General features: G+C 70.2%; 20 protein-coding genes and 1 tRNA gene. 7 read left to right on the top strand and 14 right to left on the bottom strand.

Going from position 1 to position 17329, the window contains the following annotated elements:
* Positions 1-317: 317 nt before the first annotated feature.
* Positions 318-824 carry a hypothetical protein gene (locus tag PGB34_RS03225; RefSeq protein WP_271426623.1) on the top strand — a complete coding sequence of 169 codons (507 nt, stop codon included), beginning with the start codon at positions 318-320 and terminating at the stop codon, positions 822-824.
* Positions 825-849: 25 nt separating this feature from the next.
* Here the strand turns inward: PGB34_RS03225 and PGB34_RS03230 are convergent, their stop codons facing one another.
* Positions 850-1761, bottom strand: a complete 912-nt coding sequence (locus tag PGB34_RS03230) for a shikimate dehydrogenase family protein (protein WP_271426624.1) — start codon at positions 1759-1761, stop codon at positions 850-852.
* Positions 1762-1938: 177 nt separating this feature from the next.
* Between PGB34_RS03230 and PGB34_RS03235 the strand changes: the two genes are divergently transcribed.
* Positions 1939-2769 (top strand): IclR family transcriptional regulator domain-containing protein, encoded by an 831-nt coding sequence (locus PGB34_RS03235; protein WP_271426625.1) that lies wholly within the window; start codon positions 1939-1941, stop codon positions 2767-2769.
* 21 nt (positions 2770-2790) lie between these two features.
* Here the strand turns inward: PGB34_RS03235 and PGB34_RS03240 are convergent, their stop codons facing one another.
* Positions 2791-2925 (bottom strand): hypothetical protein, encoded by a 135-nt coding sequence (locus PGB34_RS03240; RefSeq protein WP_271426626.1) that lies wholly within the window; start codon positions 2923-2925, stop codon positions 2791-2793.
* A gap of 193 nt (positions 2926-3118) precedes the next feature.
* Between PGB34_RS03240 and PGB34_RS03245 the strand changes: the two genes are divergently transcribed.
* Complete coding sequence (locus PGB34_RS03245) at positions 3119-3265, top strand: hypothetical protein (protein WP_271426627.1); 147 nt, start codon at positions 3119-3121, stop codon at positions 3263-3265.
* A gap of 24 nt (positions 3266-3289) precedes the next feature.
* Here PGB34_RS03245 and PGB34_RS03250 read toward each other — a convergent pair whose 3' ends face one another.
* Entirely contained in the window at positions 3290-3505 is a 216-nt protein-coding gene (locus tag PGB34_RS03250; RefSeq protein WP_271426628.1) for a hypothetical protein, read from the bottom strand.
* A 308-nt stretch (positions 3506-3813) separates the two neighbouring features.
* Here PGB34_RS03250 and PGB34_RS03255 point away from each other — a divergent pair, with 308 nt between their 5' ends.
* Entirely contained in the window at positions 3814-4857 is a 1044-nt protein-coding gene (locus PGB34_RS03255; protein ID WP_271426629.1) for an SDR family oxidoreductase, read from the top strand.
* Positions 4858-4899: 42 nt separating this feature from the next.
* Entirely contained in the window at positions 4900-6063 is a 1164-nt protein-coding gene (locus PGB34_RS03260; RefSeq protein WP_271426630.1) for a zinc-dependent alcohol dehydrogenase, read from the top strand.
* 14 nt (positions 6064-6077) lie between these two features.
* Here the strand turns inward: PGB34_RS03260 and nadE are convergent, their stop codons facing one another.
* Positions 6078-6911, bottom strand: coding sequence for an ammonia-dependent NAD(+) synthetase (gene nadE / locus PGB34_RS03265; RefSeq protein WP_271426631.1), 834 nt, complete (start codon positions 6909-6911; stop codon positions 6078-6080).
* Positions 6908-7450 carry a CinA family protein gene (locus PGB34_RS03270; protein WP_271426632.1) on the bottom strand — a complete coding sequence of 181 codons (543 nt, stop codon included), beginning with the start codon at positions 7448-7450 and terminating at the stop codon, positions 6908-6910. The genes nadE and PGB34_RS03270 overlap by 4 nt, the downstream gene beginning before the upstream one ends.
* A 181-nt stretch (positions 7451-7631) precedes the next feature.
* Here PGB34_RS03270 and PGB34_RS03275 point away from each other — a divergent pair, with 181 nt between their 5' ends.
* A complete protein-coding gene (locus tag PGB34_RS03275) occupies positions 7632-10085 on the top strand; it encodes a catalase (protein WP_271426633.1) in 2454 nt (817 codons plus the stop codon).
* Between the two features lie 101 nt (positions 10086-10186).
* Here PGB34_RS03275 and PGB34_RS03280 read toward each other — a convergent pair whose 3' ends face one another.
* From PGB34_RS03280 to PGB34_RS03320, 9 genes are all read right to left on the bottom strand, one after another.
* Positions 10187-10351 (bottom strand): hypothetical protein, encoded by a 165-nt coding sequence (locus PGB34_RS03280; protein WP_271426634.1) that lies wholly within the window; start codon positions 10349-10351, stop codon positions 10187-10189.
* A 142-nt stretch (positions 10352-10493) separates the two neighbouring features.
* Positions 10494-10688 carry a hypothetical protein gene (locus tag PGB34_RS03285; RefSeq protein ID WP_271426635.1) on the bottom strand — a complete coding sequence of 65 codons (195 nt, stop codon included), beginning with the start codon at positions 10686-10688 and terminating at the stop codon, positions 10494-10496.
* Positions 10689-10901: 213 nt separating this feature from the next.
* Positions 10902-10976, bottom strand: a tRNA-Arg gene (locus tag PGB34_RS03290).
* A 60-nt stretch (positions 10977-11036) separates the two neighbouring features.
* The gene (locus tag PGB34_RS03295) at positions 11037-11786 is read right to left on the bottom strand and encodes a lysophospholipid acyltransferase family protein (protein ID WP_271426636.1); all 750 of its coding nucleotides are present in this window, start codon (positions 11784-11786) and stop codon (positions 11037-11039) included.
* Positions 11787-11805: 19 nt separating this feature from the next.
* Positions 11806-13101, bottom strand: a complete 1296-nt coding sequence (locus PGB34_RS03300) for a dihydroorotase (protein ID WP_271426637.1) — start codon at positions 13099-13101, stop codon at positions 11806-11808.
* A gap of 4 nt (positions 13102-13105) precedes the next feature.
* Complete coding sequence (locus tag PGB34_RS03305; RefSeq protein ID WP_271426638.1) at positions 13106-14068, bottom strand: aspartate carbamoyltransferase catalytic subunit; 963 nt, start codon at positions 14066-14068, stop codon at positions 13106-13108.
* 31 nt (positions 14069-14099) lie between these two features.
* Positions 14100-14612, bottom strand: coding sequence for a bifunctional pyr operon transcriptional regulator/uracil phosphoribosyltransferase PyrR (gene pyrR / locus PGB34_RS03310; protein ID WP_271426639.1), 513 nt, complete (start codon positions 14610-14612; stop codon positions 14100-14102).
* Between the two features lie 23 nt (positions 14613-14635).
* Positions 14636-15046 carry a Holliday junction resolvase RuvX gene (gene ruvX, locus PGB34_RS03315; protein WP_271426640.1) on the bottom strand — a complete coding sequence of 137 codons (411 nt, stop codon included), beginning with the start codon at positions 15044-15046 and terminating at the stop codon, positions 14636-14638.
* The gene (locus tag PGB34_RS03320) at positions 15043-15672 is read right to left on the bottom strand and encodes a YqgE/AlgH family protein (protein ID WP_271426641.1); all 630 of its coding nucleotides are present in this window, start codon (positions 15670-15672) and stop codon (positions 15043-15045) included. The genes ruvX and PGB34_RS03320 overlap by 4 nt, the downstream gene beginning before the upstream one ends.
* Here PGB34_RS03320 and PGB34_RS03325 point away from each other — a divergent pair.
* The gene (locus PGB34_RS03325) at positions 15671-17284 is read left to right on the top strand and encodes a cryptochrome/photolyase family protein (RefSeq protein WP_271426642.1); all 1614 of its coding nucleotides are present in this window, start codon (positions 15671-15673) and stop codon (positions 17282-17284) included. The genes PGB34_RS03320 and PGB34_RS03325 overlap by 2 nt on opposite strands.
* Positions 17285-17329: the final 45 nt, after the last annotated feature.

Here is a 17329-nt window from a genome sequence, read left to right on the forward strand (position 1 = left end):
GCGGTGGAGGCTTCCCGGCCTTGGGCTCCATCGGTTCCGACAACGGCACCCCGCCGGCGCCCCCGCCCGGGCCGGCACCGGCCCCTCCACCCGGCCCGGCGCCCGCCCCCCCGCCGACAGAGCCGCCCGCACCGCCGCCGGTTGAACCCCCTGCACCGCCGCCGCCTTCGGCCACCAGCTCGGGCGCCTGCCTGAATGAAGCTGATTTTGTCGCCGGCACCGCGAAGGAAGATGAAACGCGGACCTCAGCGCCAGACGGGAGTTCGACCACTACCGTCAGCACACGCATAACGGGTGAGCGAGAAGCTTTTGCTGGTTTGAACCCGGTGCCCCAGCGCTATCCGTTCACGTCTGCTGGCGCCTCCGTGGTCAATTCGTTGTACGTGGATCTGGTGGGCAACGATCATGTGGTCTATGGCGCGCGAAGCGTCAGCACCCTGGAATCACAGACCACCACGATCGTCACTGTTTACGACCCACCTCTGACCTCGCCCAAGGATCAGCAACCGGGCCAGGTGGTGACCCACAACAGCACCGCGAGAATCACCGTCACCCAAACTGACGGCTCGAGCAGCAGCACGGAGTCTGCAGTGAAAACCCAGGCGACCTACATCGGCCGGGAAACCGTGCAGACCCCATTGGGCGACTTTGCCAATGCCTGCAAGTTCAAGACTGTCTTCGACAACAGCCCCAGCAGTAATCTAAGTTGGGTTCCATCCGATGGGCCCTATCGAGGGCAGGTGGTCAAGGCCCAGGTCCTGGACAGTGGCGGCAACGTTGTACAGACCACCGAGTCCATCCGCATGGTCTACACGCCCAAGTAGGCAGCAGCCCGAGCCGGGCGCCGCTTCAGGCGCCGCCCGGCCCGCGCGGATGGCGGATCTCGCCCGCCAGTGCCGCGGGGTAGATCAGCTCGCGCAAGAAGTCTGAATCCTCGCGCACGAACTCGGCCGCGGCATCGAGGCCGAAGTAGTCCATGTAGTGCGCCATCTGCTGGATCAGCATTTCGAAACCCGGCTGCGCGCGCAGGCCCCGTGCGCGGGCAGCCTGCACCAGCGGCGTGGGCTGGTTGCGCAGCAGGATGTCGAACAGCGCGGCGCCGGGCGCCATGCGGCTCACGTCGCAGGGCAGCGGGTCCTCGCTGCGCAGGCCGATGGAGGTGGCGTTGATCACCAGTTCGTAGTCGGCCGGGTCGGCGCTGGGGGCCACGCGCACGCGCGCGTCGAAGGCCGCGTCGATGCGCGCGGCCACGCCGGCCGCCTTGCCCGGCACCGGGTCGTAGAAGGCGATCTCGCGCGCGCCGTTGTCGCCGCCGCCTTCGGCCAATGAAACACCGATGGCCGCCGCGCTCACGCCCGCACCCAGGATCAGCACGCGCTGGCCGCGAAAAGCCATGTCGAAGCGGTCGAGCGCGCCGACGATGCCTTCGCCGTCGAACAGGTCGCCCTCGAGGTCGCCGTTGGCCGCACGGCGGATCACGTTGACCGAGCCGGCCACGCGCGCGAACAGCCCGCAGCCGTCGAGCAGGTTCACGGCCAGCGGCTTGTGCGGCGGCGCAACCACCATGCCCTTGACGTTGTGGGCCAGGAAGCTGGCCTTGAGCCAGACCGCGAAGTCGCGCGCGCGCACCTGCACGGGAAGCATCAGCGCCGGGATGCCGCAGCGCTCGAACACCGCGTTGAACATGCGCGGCAGCCGGACGTTGGTGACCGGATCGCCGGGGATCAGGTAGAGGTCGGTGTTGCCGGGAATGTCGGTCATGGAAGGGGCCCTGGGTCTGCGAGGGCGTGCCGGGAGCCGGCAGGCCGCGGATGTGTGCTGCCGATGATCGCACCGAAAGCGCGCCGGCTTGCGGGGCCGCGCGGCGAGCGGGCATCATCGGCCGGTCCGCGGCCCAGGGCCACAGCCCGCCGCGCCTTCCTTCGCCCGCTCTGCACCATGGCCCTGCCCTCCCCCCACACGCCCCCCTTGCCCGAGGCGCACGCCGCCGACACGGGCGACGAAGCGCCGGCCGGTCTGGACCGGCGCGACTGGATCGCGGGGCTGGAGCGCGGCGTGAGCATCATCGAGGCCTTCGACGACGCCCACCCGCGCATGACGGCGAGCGAAGCGGGCCAGCGCACGGGCATGACGCGCACCGCCGCGCGCCGCTACCTGCTGACCCTGCAGCACATGGGCTACGTGGCCAGCGATGGCAAGCTGTTCTGGCTCACGCCGCGCGTGCTGCGCCTGGGGCAGTCGTACCTCGAGTCGGCGCGGCTGCCGCGCATCGTGCAGCCCTTCCTGCAGCGCGTGACGGCCGGCACGCATGAGACGGCCTACCTGAGCGTGCTCGACGGCGACGACGTGGTCTACATCGCGCGCAACGGCCCCAACCGCAGCATGAACACGGGCTATGTGCTGGGCGCGCGGGTGCCCGCGCAGGTCACGGCCTCGGGCATGCTGATGCTGGCCCTGCGCAGCGACGCCGACCTGGCGCGCTGGCTGGCCACGCGCGAACTCAAGGTCTTCACTTCCTTCACCATCGCCGACAAGGAGGACCTGCGCAAGGAGTTCGCCCGCATCCGTGCGCAGGGCTGGGCGCTGTCGGAGCAGCAGCTGGACCTGAACTCGCGTGGCATCGCCGTGCCGCTGCGCGACCGCCACGGCGCGCTGGTGGGCGCGCTCAACATCACGATGCCGATGGGCCAGGAGCAGAGCAAGGACGCCGTGGCCCGCGTGCTGCCCGTGCTGCGCGAGGCCGCGCAGGCCATGCGCAACCAGATCTGAGGCGGCGCAGCGCGGCCCGCCCTACCAGGGCACGAAGATCGCCACCAGCAGCACCAGCAGGATCACGCCACCCACGGTCAGCGTGCGGGTGTTGAGGTAGCCGTTGCGGGCCGAGGAGACGGGCACGGGCTTGGAGGTCTTGGAAGGATCGGTCATGGCGCTCAGCGTAGGGCGCTGCGGGGCGCGGGCGCGTCGGACGGCCGCGCTGGCGCGCGTGGCCGCCACAGGCGACGAAGGCCGAGCCCGCGCCTACAGCGCACGACAGAGGCGGCCTACGGCCCGTTTGCAGGCGGGGGTGCACGCTGCAAGCCGTGCACACCGCACGACATCGCGCACGGAGTTTTCCACCATGGCCACATTGCCGGGCGAACAGCCCAACCCCGACCCCGACATGCCCGCGCAGGATCTGCCCCGCCAGGAGCCGCCGCCGATCCCCGTGCCGCCCGTGCAGGCTCCGCCGCGCACGGACTTTCCGGCGCCCGGCGAGCCCGCCTGAGCCGGGCGCCGCCGCGCATCCCCTTCAGTCTGCGCTGGCGGTGCGGCGCAGCACTTCGCCTGTGGAGATCACGCGATAGCCCTCGCTGGTGCGTTCGACGGGCGCGCCGTCCAGCAGGTATTCCTCGTGCACGTTCTGGGACTGGCGGCGCGGGTCCGGGTGGGTGTGGCGCAGGATCTGCAGCTCGCGCAGCACGCCTTCTCTGTTGCGCACCAGCGCCTTGGTCACATGGGTGGTCATGCGGTGTTCCTGTTCGGTGAAAGAGGGGTGAAGGTTCCGGCTGCACGCCGGCCTTCGGGGCCAGGCACGCATGGCCAGGTGCCCAGCAAGATGCGCCGCTGCGAGGGGGCCTGTCGTCATCTGGCGCAGTGGCAGCGGGTAGGACGCGCCTGATGTGGCCCGCTGCGCCGGCAGCACCGCACCTGGCCCCTCGTGCTGTCCGACGCGCGCACGGCACGGCTGCGCGCACGCCGCGCGCGACGCCGGCCTGAGCGTATGCCTTCACGCCATCCATCCCACCCGCTGCAACCAGACCCGAGGAACTGCCCATGACGCCGCAAGATGCCGCTTCCGTTGCCCCATCGACCCCTGCGCCCTCGCCCGGCGCGCTGCCGGCGCCGCCGCGCCTGGCCGCCAAGGGCATCGTGCTGACGGGGGCCTCCAGCGGCATCGGCCGCGCCACCGCGCTGGCCATGGCGAGCGAAGGCGCGGCCCTGGTGCTGGCCGCGCGCGACGAGGCGGCCCTGCAGGGCCTGGTGCGCGAATGCGAGGCCCTGGGCGGTCGCGCCACCGCCGTGCCGACGGACGTCACCGACCCCGAAGCCGTGGCCGCGCTGGCGCGCCGCGCCCTGGAGGTGCTGGGCCAGGTGGACGTGTGGATCAACAACGTAGGCGTGGGCGCGGTGGGCCGCTTCGACGAAACGCCCGTGGCGGCGCACCGCCGCGTGGTCGAGGCCAATCTGCTGGGCCACATCCATGGTGCCCACGCCATCCTGGGCGCCATGCGGCAGCGCGGCCGGGGCACGCTGATCAACATGATCTCCATCGGCGGATGGATCCCCACGCCCTATGCGGCGGCCTATTCCGCCAGCAAGTTCGGGCTGCGCGGCTTCTCGGAAGCGCTGCGCGGGGAGCTGGTGGATCTTCCCGGCGTGCACGTGTGCGAGGTCTATCCCACCTTCGTGGACAGCCCGGGCCTGTCCCACGGCGCCAACTACAGCGGTCGCCAGGTGGGCGCGCCGCCGCCGCTGATCGACCCGCGGCGCGTGGCGCGCGTGCTGGTGGCGCTGAGCGCCAGCGAACGCCCGAGGGCCAAGACCTACATGGGTGCACCTGCCCTGCCCGGCATGTTTGCGCATGCGCTGGCGCCCGACCTGCTGGCGCGCGCCATGGGGCACGTGATGCGCCGCGCGCTGGCCGGCGCGGGCCCGGCGCTGGCGGCCGACGGCAATCTCTTCCAAAGCTCGCGCACGCACGAAGTCGATGGCGGCTTCCGTCGGCAGCGCCGGCCCTTCGCTGCCCCGGGCGGCTATGTGCTGCTGGGGCTGATGGCCGCGGGCGCGGCCTGGGCCCTGCGGCCCCGGCGCGCCTGAGGCTGCGCAGCCACCGCTTCCACCCCTGCAAGGAACCCGTCCATGAAAGCCCTGACCTACCAGTCTGCGATGAACGTCTCGGTCGACACCGTGCCCGACCCGGTCCTCGAGCAGGAAGACGACATCCTGCTGCGCGTGACGGCCACGGCCATCTGCGGCTCCGATCTGCACATCTTCCGCGGCAAGATCCCGGCCATGGCCTCGGGCGACATCCTGGGCCATGAGTTCATGGGCATCGTCGAGGACGCGGGGCCGGGCGTGACCTCGCTGCGCAAGGGCGACCGCGTGGTCGTGCCCTTCACCATCGCCTGTGGCGACTGCTTCTTCTGCAACAGGACGCTGTTCGCCGCCTGCGAGAACACCAACCCGGGCCGCGGCGCCATCCTCAACAAGAAGGGCACGCGACCTGGCGCCGGCCTGTTCGGCTATTCGCACCTGTATGGCGGTTATTCGGGCGGCCAGGCGGAGTTCGTGCGGGTGCCCAAGGCCAACGTGGGTCCGCTGAAGGTGCCCGACGGCGTAGCCGACGCGCAGGTGCTCTTCCTGTCGGACATCCTGCCCACGGGCTACCAGGCCGCGCTCAATGCGCAGATCGAACGCGGCAGCAGCGTGGCGATCTTCGGCGCCGGGCCGGTGGGCCTGATGTCTGCCGCCTGCGCGCGCCTGCTGGGCGCAGAGCGCATCTTCATGATCGACGAGCATGACTACCGGCTGGCCTTCGCGGTACAGGCCTATGGGGTGGAGCCGATCCACTTCGGCCGCCAGGACGACCCGGCCGAAGTCATCATCGAGCGCACCGACTTCCGCGGCGTGGATGCCAGCATCGACGCCGTCGGCTTCGAGGCCAAGGGCAGCACGCTGGAGACGGTGCTGACCGACCTCAAGCTCGAAGGCTCCAGCGGCAAGGTGCTGCGCCAGTGCATTGCGGCGACCCGGCGAGGCGGCACCATCAGCGTGCCCGGCGTGTATGCGGGCTTCATCCACGGCTTTCTGTTCGGGGACGCCTTCGAGAAGGGCCTGAGCTTCAAGTCGGGCCAGACCCATGCCCAGGCCCACATGCCGCGGCTGCTGGAGCACATCCTGGCCGGCGAGCTCAGGCCCGAGGCCATCATCACGCACCAGCTCCCGCTGGCCGATGCCGCGCGCGGCTACGACATCTTCAACAAGGCCGAAGAGAACTGCCGCAAGGTGGTGCTGACACCCTGAGCCCGCGTCCCGGCTCAGCCCGGCACGGCCGCCGGCTCGCGCTTGTGGGCGGAGCGGGCGTAGGTCTGCAGGATGATCTGCTCGGCCTCGGGCGCGACGGGCAGGCCTTCGAGGAAATCGTCGATCACCTGGTAGCTCACGCCGAAGGCGTCTTCGTCGGGGCGCAGGGGCTGCAGGGTTTCGAGGTCGGCGGTGGGCGTTTTCATGACCAGGTCGTCGGGCGCGCCCAGCGCGGTGCCCACGGCGCGCACGCGCCGCTTCGAAAGGCCCGCCAGCGGCAGCACGTCGGCCGCGCCATCGCCGTGCTTGGTGAAGAAGCCCATCAGCGCCTCTGCGGCATGGTCGGTGCCGATCACCAACCCGCCCGTGGCGCCCGCGATCGCGTACTGCGCCACCATGCGCATGCGGGCCTTGATGTTGCCCACGTGGAAGTCTTCGGCCGCCGCATCGCCCAGCGACAGGCCGCCGGCCATCAGTTGGCCGTGCAGCGCATCCACCGCGCTCCTGATGTCGACGGTCTGCACCTCGTCGGGGGCGATGAATGCAATGCAGCGCGCGGCATCGGCCTCGTCCTTCTGCGTGCCGTAGGGCAGGCGCACGGCCACGAAGCGGGCCGGCCGGCCTTCAGCGCGAAGCCGGGCCACGGCGCGCTGCGCCAGCGTGCCGGCCACCAGCGAATCCACGCCGCCGCTGATGCCCAGCACGTAGCTGGAGCGCTGGCTGCTGGCCAGGTAGCGCGCGAGGAAAGCCACGCGCCGCTCCAGCTCGGCCTGCGCATCGAAGAAGCGCACGACTTTCAGGGCCTGCAGGATCTGTTCGCGAACTGTGGGGGCGTTGGGGCTGGTCATGGTGGGGGCGGATCGGGTTGGGTCAGACAGAGCTGGTGGTAATGGGGCAGCAGGCGCAGCGCATGGTCCGCGCTGGCCTCGCGCACGGCGTTGCGCGTGCCGGTGAATCGCTGCGTGGCGGTGAAGGCATGGGTGCGGCCCTGCAGCCTGAAGATCCAGGCATAGCACTGCGTGCCGGGCGGGATGTTGGGGTCCGAATCATCGGCCACGCCGGTGTTGGAGACGATCACGCTGGCCTCGCTCCTGCGCAGCGCGCCCTGCGCCATCGCCAGGGCCACGGGCTCGCTGGTCAGGTTGTGGCGCGCCAGCAGGGGCGCCGGCACGCCCAGGCAGCGCACCTTGGCCTTCGGGTCGTAGACCACGTAGGCGCATTCGAGCAACTGGCCCGCGCCCGGCGCCGAAGCCAGCCTTGCCGCGATCAGGCCTGCGGTGCACGACTCGGCCGTCGCCACCACGAGCTGGTGCTCGCGCAGGTAGTGCGCCACGCGCCGATGCAGGGCACTGCCGAGGTCTTGAGCCTGCACGCTGGTCTCCTTCATCCGTGATGCAAGAACGTGCCCGTACTTTGCAGCCGCCGCAGGCACGTGGCGTGTAGGCCATCGCCTGTCCCGCCGGCCTGCCGCCCGCCCGCGGGCTGCTGACGGGCGCAGCACATGCGTTCCTACGCGCGCGGCACAGCTGCGCTTCTAAGTTGCAGCGTTGGTCAACAAGGAGCCCCCCATGGTGAAGAAATCGCAGCAGCCGGGCGCCGATGCCGCCGCATCCGCCCCCTCTCCCGCCACGCTGGCCGCCGCGCAGGCCGCCGCACGCAATACCGACAGCGGACCGGCCCAGAGCGCGCCGCCCGAAGCCGCATTGAGCGATCTGCCCACCCAGAAGGCGGCGGCCACGCAGGCCCTGGCCGCCGCGCAGCCGCACAACGCGGCCAAGGCCGCCGAGCACGAAGGACTGGCGAGCGATGGCGCGCCGATGGGGCAGAGCGTGGAGCCGCCGATCCCGGCGGCCGGCGCGAGCACCCTGTCGGAACTCAACCTCAACGCCAAGGCCGGCGAGGCCGCAGCCGCCGGACAGGACCCGCTGAGCCAGCCCCTGCAGCGCACGCGCGTGGACGCCACGGGCCAGCGCCTGACCACCAACCAGGGCGTGCCGGTGGCCGACAACCAGAACTCGCTCAAGGCCGGGGCCCGGGGGCCGGTGCTGCTCGAAGACTTCATCCTGCGCGAGAAGATCACCCACTTCGACCACGAGCGCATTCCCGAGCGCATCGTGCACGCGCGCGGCTCGGGCGCGCACGGCTTCTTCGAGTGCTATGAGCCGCTGCACTCGCTCACCATGGCCGCGCCCTTCCAGGAGGCGGGCAAGGTCACGCCGGTGTTCGTGCGCTTTTCCACCGTGGCGGGCGAGCGCGGCTCCAAGGACACCGCGCGCGACGTGCGCGGCTTTGCGGTGAAGTTCTACACCGACGAAGGCAACTGGGACCTGGTGGGCAACAACATGCCCGTGTTCTTCATCCAGGACGCGATGAAGTTCCCCGACCTGGTCCACGCCGTCAAGCCCGAGCCCCACCACGGGATGCCGCAGGCGGCTTCGGCGCACGACACCTTCTGGGACTTCGTGGGCCTGATGCCCGAATCGACCCACATGCTGATGTGGGCCATGAGCGACCGCGCGCTCCCGCGCAGCTACCGCACCATGCAGGGCTTCGGCGTCCACACCTTCAGGCTTGTGAATGCGCAGGGCGAATCGCGCTTCGTCAAGTTCCACTGGCAGCCCAGGCTGGGCACGCATTCGCTGGTTTGGGACGAGGCGGTGAAGATCTCGGGCGCCGACCCCGACTACCACCGGCGCGACCTGTGGGAAGCCATCGAAGCCGGCGAGTACCCCGAATGGGAACTGGGCCTGCAGGTCTTCACCGAGGAAGAGGCCCAGGCCTTCAGCTTCGACGTGCTGGATGCCACCAAGATCGTGCCCGAAGAGCTGGTGCCGGTGCAGGTGGTGGGCCGGCTGGTGCTCAACCGCAACCCCGACAACTTCTTTGCCGAAACCGAGCAGGTGGCCTTCTGCGCCGCACATGTGATCCGGGGCATCGACTTCAGCAACGACCCGCTGCTGGCCGGGCGCATCCACTCCTACGTGGACACGCAGATCAGCCGCCTGGGCGGCCCCAATTTCCACGAGATTCCGATCAATGCCCCTGTAGCGCCGGTGCACAACAACCAGCGCGACGGCATGCATCGCCAGGCCATCCACCGCGGCCGCGTGGCCTACGAGCCCAATTCGCTGGCCGGCGGCTGCCCCTTCCAGGCTGGCGCGGCCCAGGGCTTCATGAGCGTGCGCTCGCGCCAGGAGGCACAGGAGAGCCGCGACAAGGTGCGCATCAAGCCCGAGAAGTTTGCTGACCACTACACGCAGGCGCGGCTGTTCTTCGACAGCCAGAGCCCCGTGGAGCAGGCGCACATCGCGGCGGCCTTCCGCTTCGAGCTGTCGAAAGTGACGGTGCCGGCCGTGCGCGAGCGCGTGGTGGCCAGCCTGCGCAATGTGTCGGAGGAACTGGCGGCCCAGGTGGCTGCGGGCCTGGGCATGCCGCTGCCCGCCGCCCTGCCCCGTGCGCTGCCCACGCCGGCCGAGCCCGAAGTGCGCCACTCGAGCGCGCTGTCGCTGATGGCCCGGCCCGGCGAAGGGGGCATTCGCACGCGCAAGATCGCGCTGCTGGTGGCCGACGGGGTGGACGGCGCTTCGTTGCAGGCGCTGGTGGGCAAGCTCTTCGAGGCCGGCGCGGTGCCGCGCCTGGTGGGGCCGCGGCTGGGCGCCTTCGCCACGGCCGACGGGCTGACGCTGCAGGCCGACGCCACGCTGGAGAACTCGCCGGGCTTCCTCTTCGATGCGCTGGTGCTGCCCGATGGCGCGGACGGCGTCGCGGCACTGTCCCGCGCGGGCCAGACGCTGGAGTTCGTCAAGGACCAGTTCCGCCACTGCAAGCCGATCCTGATGCTCGGCGCCTCGCATGCGCTGGCCACGCTGGCCGACCTGCCGCCGACCCTGCCGGACGGCGAGCCCGACCCGGGCCTGCTGATCGGCGACGTGGCGGACCTGGACGCGCTGGCCGATGCCTTCATGACGGCGATCGCCCGGCACCGCCACTTCGAGCGCGATCAGGATCCGCCGGCGATCTGAGAAGGTGTGACCAGACCCGTGGACCCGGCCGCGCATGCGGCTGGGTCGGACCAGGCCGGACGATTCCTCCGGCCTTTCCTTTTTCTGCGGCCGTTAGGGGCTCAGCCCTTCCAGGCTGACACCAGCCACAGCGCCAGCCCGGCCACGGCCGACAGCGCGGCCAGCACGATCAGCCAGGTCCAGAACAGCGTGGCGAGCTGCGCCTTCAGACTCCCGCTGTTGGGCATGCCGGGCTGGGGATGGACTTCTTTGACCTTGCGGGGCATGGCTGGTGCTTTGCGGGGTTGCAGCGGCCTCCAGGGGCCTGTTCCCTGCACTTTGCGAGTGCCGCAGCATGCCGCCTTGCCAGTGCGCAGCGGCTGCGCCTGTAGGCGGGGCCGCTGGCCAGCCGCCTTTCGGGACGGGTGCTCAGCGCTCCTCAGTGGGCTTGCTGCCCGGCGTGCCCGCCACTTGCTCGCGCTGCTCGCGGTGACGGCGCGCGCCATCGCCGCGATCTCCTGCGGGCGACTGATCCTGGTCGACCTGCGTGCTGGGCGGCAGGGGGGCGTCGCTGCGGTTTTCGTAAGGGTTGGCAGGCGCCGGGTGGCGGATAGGGGTGCCCATGGCTGCTCCTTCGGAATGAATGAATGAGTGAGTGGGTGAGTCAGTAGCTGTTCTAGGCGCCACATCCATTCCCGCGTGCGGGCAGCCTGCCCGAATACGGCGTCAGCCCCGTCCCACGCACCTTGCGCAAAAGAAAAAACCCGCGATGCCTTGCAGCACGCGGGTTTCCTTGTCGTTGTTCATCGCACACCACGGCATCGAACTCGAAGCAGGTGGTGCCCCTGACAGGAATCGAACCTGTATCTGCCCCTTAGGAGGGGGCCGTTCTATCCATTGAACTACAGAGACGAAGGGGGGAACGAAGGGCGAGACTTTAACGCATCCGCTGCGGCCGCCAGAGCTGCGCGGTCAGGGCACGGCCTGCTCGCGCAGCGCGGTGACGTCGGCGTACAGCGATTGCGCCCATTCGCGCCGGTCGCGGCCGTGGGAGTCCTGCAACTGGCCATAGCGCACGATGGCCAGCAGGGGCGGCGCGCACAGGGTGCGCCACAGCGAACTGAGCAACGTGTCCTCGTCCACGTAGCGCGGCGCAAAGCTGGTCTGGCCCGTGGCCGCGTCCACGAAGCGCAGCGCGGCCGGCAGCACCGGCACGCCGGCCGAGATGGCGGCCTGCAGCAGGTTGGCATGAAAAGGCAGCAGCACGCGGCCGTCGCTGGTGGTGCCTTCAGGAAAGACCGCCAGCCGGTCGCCGTTGCGCAGCGCCTCGGTCATGTGGTGCACCACGCGCATGGCGTCGCGCCGGCGTTCGCGCTCGATGTACAGCGTGCCCGCAGCCGTGGCCATCAGCCCGATGAAGGGCCAGCCCTTGACCGCCGACTTGGACACGAAGCGCACATGCCGCGCCGCATGCAGCACCAGGATGTCGAGCCAGGAGATGTGGTTGCTGATCAGCAGCAGCGGCGTGCGCGCAGGGGGCGGCTCACCCTGCACCAGCAGCTGGATGCCCAGCACCCGGAGCATGCGGCGCGCCCAGCGCTCCACCTCGGTGGCGCGCCGGGCATCGTCCATCAGCTCGAAGCGGCGGCGGATGATCCACCAGCCCTGAAGCGCCAGCCCCACGGCATGCAGCAGGCGGGCGATGGCGTGCAGGTGTCGCACGGGCGCGGTCCGCTCGCGCTCAGGCCGCGGCGGCCAGCGGTGCGTCGTGCACCAGTTGCCCGCCCACCAGCGTGGCGCGCACACGGCCTTGCAGCGCATGGCCCGCAAAAGGGGTGTACTTGCCCTGGCTGCGCAGCGCATCGGGCTGCACCTGCCATTCCTGCGTGGGGTGGGCGATCACCACGTCGGCCCAGGCACCGGCCGCCAGGCGGCCGACGCCGGCACCTTCGCCCAGCAGGCGGGCCGGGGCTGCCGTCACCACCTCCACCGCACGCGTGAGGCTCACGCCGTCCTGGCGGCTCCATTGCAGTGCCAGCGGCAGCAGCAGTTCCAGGCCCGTGGCGCCGGCTTCGCTTTCGGCGAAGGGCAGGTTCTTGGCATCGGCCTCCACCGGCGTGTGGTCGGAGACCAGCGCATCGATGGTGCCGTCGGCCAGGGCTGCCGAGAGCGCCTCGCGGTCGCGCTGCTGGCGCAGCGGCGGCGACAGGCGGGCCCGGCTGTCGAAGTAGCCGATGTCGGTGTCGCTCAGCAGCAGCGAATTGATGCTGACGTCGGCCGTCACGGGCAGGCCCGCGGCCTTGGCCTCGCGCAGCAGCTGAACGCCGGCCGCGCTGGACAGGCGGCACAGGTGCACGCGCGCGCCCGAGGACTTCATGAGCTCGAAGATGGTGAACAGCGCGATGGTCTCGGCCGCCACGGGCACGCCCGACAGGCCCAGTCGCGTGGCCAGCGGGCCGCTGGCGGCCACGCCCTTGCCCAGGTCGCGGTCTTGGGGCCGCAGCCAGACGGTGTGGCCGAAGGTGCTGGCATATTGCAGCGCGCGCTGCAGCACCTGCGTGTTGCTCAGCGGCACTTCGGCCTGGCCGAAGCCCACGCAGCCGGCCTCGCTGAGCTCGGCCATCTCGGTCAGCACCTCGCCCTGCAGGCCGCGCGTGAGCGCGCCCTGCGGGAACAGGCGCGCGCGCTGCAGCTTCTCGGCGCGGAACTTCAGCATCTCGACCAGGCCCGGCTCGTCGAGCACGGGGTCGGTGTCGGGCGGGCAGACCACGCTGGTCACGCCGCCGGCCACGGCCGCGCCCATCTCGCTTTCCAGCATGCCCTCGTGCTCGTAGCCCGGCTCGCGCAGCCGCGCGCACAGGTCCACCAGGCCCGGCAGCACCAGGCAGCCCGCCGCGTCGATCTGGCGCTCGGCCGCGAAGCCCGCGGGTGCCGCGCCGATGCTGTGGATCTTGCCGTCTGCGATGGCGACGGTGGCGGGGCCGTCGAAGCCGGAGGCGGGGTCGATGACGCGCCCGTTGTTGATCAGGATGTTCATGTTCTTATGCTTCGTTGCCAGCCACGATGCTCATCACGGCCATGCGCACCGCGATGCCGAAGGTCACCTGCGGTAGGATCACGCTCTGCTTGCCGTCCACCACCTCGGAGGCGATCTCCACGCCGCGGTTGATGGGGCCGGGGTGCATCACGATGGCGTCGGGCTTGGCCAGGCGCAGCTTCTCGGGCGTGAGGCCGTAGGTCTTGAAGTACTCCTGGCTCGAGGGCAGCAGCGCGCCGCTCATGCGCTCGTTCTGCAAGCGCAGCATGATGACCACGTCGCAATCCTTGATGCCTTCTTCCAGCGAGTGGAAGACCTTCACGCCCATGGGTGCCAGATCGCCCGGCACCAGCGTGCGCGGGCCCACCACGCGCACCTCGGCCGCGCCCAGGGTGGTGAGCGCATGGATGTCGGAGCGGGCCACGCGCGAGTGCAGCACGTCGCCCACGATGGCCACCGTGAGGTTGGAGAAATCCTTCTTGTAGTGGCGGATGGTGTACATGTCGAGCAGCCCCTGCGTGGGGTGCGCATGCCGGCCGTCGCCAGCGTTCACCACGTGCACGTGCGGCGCCACATGCTGCGCGATCAGGTAGGGCGCGCCCGATTCGCTGTGCCGCACCACGAAGATGTCGGCCGCCATCGCGGAGAGATTGGCGATGGTGTCCAGCAGCGACTCGCCCTTGCTCGCCGAGGAGCGCGCGATGTCCAGGTTGAGCACGTCGGCCGACAGGCGCTTGGCCGCGATCTCGAAGGTGGTGCGCGTGCGGGTGCTGTTCTCGAAGAACAGGTTGAACACGCTCTTGCCGCGCAGCAGCGGCACCTTCTTCACCTCGCGGTCGTTCACGCTCACGAAGTTCGCGGCCGTGTCGAGGATGTGCGTGAGGATGTCCCGGGGCAGCCCCTCGACCGACAGCAGATGGATCAGCTCGCCGTTCTTGTTGAGCTGCGGGTTTCGCTTGTACAGCATGGTTTGGAAGTTCAGTGATGCGTTGTACGGTTCACGCGGCGGCTTGCACCTGCAGGCTGAAGCTGCCGTCGTCGGCACGCGCCAGCGCCACCGATTGCGTGTCGGGCACGCCTTCCAGGCGCAGCGCCGCGAAGTCGGCCGCCACCGGCAGCTCGCGCCCGCCCCGGTCCACCAGCACGGCCAGGCGCACGCAGCCCGGGCGGCCGAAGTCGAACAGTTCGTTGAGCACGGCACGGATGGTGCGGCCCGTGTAGAGCACGTCGTCCAGCAGCAGCACGTCGGCGCCATTCACGTCGAAGGGCAGCGTGGTCTGCGCACTGGCCGCCAGGCCGCGGCGCGCGAAATCGTCGCGATGCATGGCCGAGGAGATGATGCCGGGCTCGCCGGGCAGGCCCAGGTCCTTCTGCAGCCGCTCGACCAGCCAGGCGCCGCCGGAGGTCACGCCCACCAGGCGGGTGTGCTCGCGCAGCAGTTGTTGCACGCCCTCGCGCAGCGTCTGGTACGCGCGCTCGGCATCGGGGAGTTGGCTCAGGTCAGAAGTCATGGGAGGTCCGCCATCGAGGCTGCTCAATCCAGCCCTCTTAGGAATTGTTCAAGGATGATGCAGGCGCTGGCCGCGTCGGCATCGCGCGCGCCGCCGGCCAGTGCCTCGGTGGTGCTGTAGCGCTCGTCCACCTCGTACACGGGCAGGCCGAAGCGGCCCTGCAGCTGGCGCGCGAAGCGCCGCGCCGCGCGCGTGTTCTCGTGTTCGGCGCCGTCGGGGTGGAAGGGCACGCCCACCACCAGCGCGTCGGGCTGCCATTCGCGGATGCGCGCGGCGATCTGCGCAAAGCGTGCGTCGCCCTGCACGCCGATGGTGGCCTGGGGCGTGGCGCTGCGCAGCAGCCTGTTGCCGCTGGCCACGCCGGTGCGCTTGGTGCCGAAATCGAAAGCCAGGAAGGACTGGTGCTGCGCGGGCACGGCGGCAGCGGGGCTCACGCGTGCCCCGCCTCTGGGGAGAGCTTCCAGGCCTCCAGGCCCAGCAGCGACAGGGCCTTGTCATAGCGCTGCTCGATGGGCGTGTCGAAGATCACGGCCGGATCGGCGCCCACGGTGAGCCAGCTGTTCTCGGCCAGTTCCGATTCGAGCTGGCCCTCTTCCCACGCCGAATAGCCCAGCGTCACCAGCACCTTGCGCGGGCCGGCGCCCGTGGCCATGGCCTCGAGCACGTCGCGCGAGGTGGTCATCTCCAGCCCGCCCGGAATGGTCATGGTGGACGCATAGACCGCGCCCTGGCCCTCGCCGGCCTCGGCCGGTGCGCTGCCCTCGCCGTGCGGCGTGCCGACCACGGGCTCATGCAGCACGAAGCCGCGCTCGGTCTGCACCGGGCCGCCCTGGAACACGGGGGCGTCGTCGAGGTCATGGCGCGCGAGCTGCAGCTCCACCTTCTCGAACAGTCCCTTGAGCTTGATGTCGCTGGGCTTGTTGATGATCAGGCCCAGGGCCCCGCGTTCACTGTGTTCGCACAGGTAGACCACGCTGCGGGCGAAGGATGGGTCCTGCAGCCCCGGCATCGCGATCAGGAAGTGATGCGTGAGATTGATCGGGGCAGAATCGCTGGCCATGCCCCCTATTTTACTGGCCGTCGACAAGCGCTATGCCCGCGGCCTGGTGTGGCTGCGCCGGGACCTGCGCGCCCACGACCATGCCGCTCTCTATCACGCGCTGCGCAGTTGCCAGGAAGTGCTGTGCGTCTTCGTGTTCGACCGCGCGATCCTCGATGCGCTGCCGGGCCAGGACCTTCAGCCGCGCCCCGACGGGCTGCGCAGCGACCGGCGCGTGGAATTCATCCTGGCCTCGGTGCAGGCGCTGCGCGAACGCCTGCGCGGCATGGGCGGCGAGCTGCTGGTGCGCCATGCGGTGGCGCAGGAAGAGATCCCGAAGCTGGCGCGCGCGCTGCAGGTGCAGGCCGTGTTCGCCAACCGCGACGACGAGCCCCAGGCCCTGGAGCGCGATGCGCAGGTGCTGGGCGCACTGGCCAACGCGGGCATCAGCTTCCACACCTTCAAGGACCACTGCATCTTCGAGCGCGACGAGGTGATGACCCAGTCGCGCACGCCCTACACGGTGTTCACGCCCTACAAGCGCGCCTGGCTGGCGAAGGTGGACGACTTCTACCTCAAGAGCTACCCCGTGCATCACCATGCGCAGGCGCTGATGCGCATGCCCGAGGTGGCCGCCGGCGGCGGCGAACTGGCCGGCCTGGCCACGGCCCACGAAGCGCTGCCCACGCTCCAGGCGCTGGGCTTTGCGCCCACCAATCTGCCCAGCCTGCAGATCCCGGCCGGCACGGAGGGCGCGGCAGCCATGTTCGAGCGCTTCTTCGAGCGCATCGACCGCTATGACAAGACGCGCGACTACCCGGCCGTGCGCGGGCCCAGCTACCTGGGCGTGCACCTGCGCTTCGGCACGGTGTCCATCCGCGAGCTGGCGGCGCCGGCCCATCAGCTCGCGCTGCAGGGCAACAGCGGCGCTGCCACCTGGGTCAGCGAACTGATCTGGCGCGACTTCTACCTGCAACTGCTTTCGCACCACCCGCAGGTGGGCCAGGGCAAGAGCTTCAAGGCGGTCTATGACCGCATCCACTGGCACCAGGGCAAGCATGCAGACGCCCTCTTCGCGGCCTGGTGCGAAGGCCGCACCGGTTACCCGCTGGTGGACGCGGCCATGCGCCAGCTGTTGACGACCGGCTACATGCACAACCGCCTGCGCATGGTGGCGGCCAGCTTCCTGTGCAAGGACCTGGGGCTGGACTGGCGGCGCGGCGAAGCCTGGTTCGCGCAGCATCTGAACGACTTCGAGCTGGCTTCCAACAACGGTGGCTGGCAATGGGCCAGTTCCAGCGGCTGCGATGCGCAGCCCTGGTTTCGCATCTTCAACCCCGTCACGCAGAGCGAGCGCTTCGATGCCGAGGGCAAGTTCATCCGCCGCTATGTGCCCGAAGTGGCGGCGCTGCCCGACAAGCTGATCCACGCGCCCTGGCGCGCTTCACCGCTGGAGCTGGAAGCGGCCGGCATCCGCCTGGGCGAGCACTACCCGCAGCCTCTGGTCGACCATGCGCAGGCACGCGAAGCCTCGCTGGCGCGCTACGGCGTGGTGCGCGGCACTGAAGCGCCCGAGCCCTTTGCGGCCAAGCCCAAGGGGCAGAAAAGCCCGCGCCGGCGCGTGCGGGGCTGAGCCAGCAGTCGATCCGCGCAGCAAAGAAAAAGCGCGGCACACAGG

The sequence above is a fragment of the Xenophilus arseniciresistens genome, from assembly GCF_028023875.1.
Taxonomy (GTDB): Bacteria; Pseudomonadota; Gammaproteobacteria; order Burkholderiales; family Burkholderiaceae_C; genus Xenophilus; species Xenophilus arseniciresistens.